The sequence below is a fragment of the Winogradskyella rapida genome, from assembly GCF_042675845.1.
Taxonomy (GTDB): Bacteria; Bacteroidota; Bacteroidia; order Flavobacteriales; family Flavobacteriaceae; genus Winogradskyella; species Winogradskyella rapida.
The window spans coordinates 1-1441 of sequence record NZ_JBHTKM010000021.1; the positions used below are offsets into that span (position 1 = coordinate 1).

The window sequence follows — 1441 nt, forward strand, 5'->3', positions numbered from 1 at the left end:
TAAGATTACATTTATCTTTAGACTATAAAACACCTAATATGGTACACAAATTATCAGCGTAAAACCAATTTTAACCTGTAGCCGTATTTCAGGACTAGACATTAAAACGAAATCCGTAAATGATAAGAAAATTTAGGAAAGAAAAAATATCAATTCAAAACATTGGGAAACAAAGATTTTGGATTGGAATAATTTCAGGTCTGTTTTCTGCGATTATAATTTCGCTAACTTTCAATTACTTTAGGGAATTATTTCGATATTTTACAACTTTATCAGCTGATTTACTTATTTTAGAGAAATCTGAATTACAATTTTACAACTACTTCTTTGCATCACTTGCAACAGTTTTAGGTCTTTCAATTACTGTTTCAATTTGGATGACGAATAATAATCATAGAAGGAAAAAAGACAAAATTTACAAACAATTATCACGGACGAATATTCTCTTTACTTTTTGGCTTATTTTAATGATGATTGCTCGATTTGGTTCAGTTGTTCCCTTTGTTTTATATGGAATGCCTGGTTATGATAATCAATTAAATTTATTCGAAGAATATTGGCTTTTATTTGTTCTAATTCCAATAGTAGTTTTTGCTCAAAATTGGTTTATTGTAAGACTAGTTTATCTTTCTTCAAAATGGATATTCTTTTCATTCTTAATTTGTATTGCAATAACATTTACATTAAAAAACACAACATCAATTAATCAAGATATTTTAAATGTAGCTTATCATAAAAAATTCCAGTCGGATTACAATTATATTGACTATCAATTAAATAAAGCCAAGTCCGAATACGGAATTAAATATCAAGAAAATACAATAGCCACATTAAAAAAATGGCGTACTCAAAGCTCAACTGAACAAGTAATTAGTTTAAAATCAACATTTTCAAAAGACCATAAAGTACCTTTAGATACAATTATTCTTCAAAAAATTGTAATTAGGAACTTTAAAGAAAATGGTAGATATTTTAGAAGAAATTCTATTGATAATTGGCGATATGCTTTTCCAAAAGATATTTTAAGACAACTTGAATTTTATGATATTAACTCAAATGAATCAAAGGAACTTATAGAAATCTTAAAGGAACAAATCGAGCTAATTAACACACCAGAAATCGATTGGGAGGAATATGACAAACATACAGATACCGAAATAAGAAAAAGTTTTGGAATCAAATACAACGTTCCAAAACAAATAATTGAACAGTTAGAAAAAGTAAGAGACAGTTTAATTAATGACATTAAATATTATGGAATTTCAAAAGATTTGCCCGAATTAAAACAAATGAATGAATAGAAATAACGTGCCACAACACCGTGTATAATTAATTGCTTGTGATTTGTCTACGTGGAAATTCCTGCGGAATTTCCTCTCGTTCGGTTCATTTTTGTTAAATTAGTTGCCCAACCACGCAACTAACCATACACAAACACGTT

Annotated in this window: 1 protein-coding gene; it reads left to right on the forward strand. The window is 28.0% G+C overall.

Features of this window, described 5'->3' with window-relative positions; genetic code table 11:
- Nucleotides 1-119 precede the first annotated feature (119 nt).
- Nucleotides 120-1301 carry a hypothetical protein gene (locus ACFQ13_RS05910; RefSeq protein WP_386115135.1) on the forward strand — a complete coding sequence of 394 codons (1182 nt, stop codon included), beginning with the start codon at nucleotides 120-122 and terminating at the stop codon, nucleotides 1299-1301.
- The last annotated feature ends 140 nt before the right edge of the window (nucleotides 1302-1441 follow it).

Bases quoted from the DNA above. Each gene is read 5' to 3' on its own strand.
- ACFQ13_RS05910 (WP_386115135.1), top strand. From the start codon at position 120: ATGATAAGAAAATTTAGGAAAGAAAAAATATCAATTCAAAACATTGGG.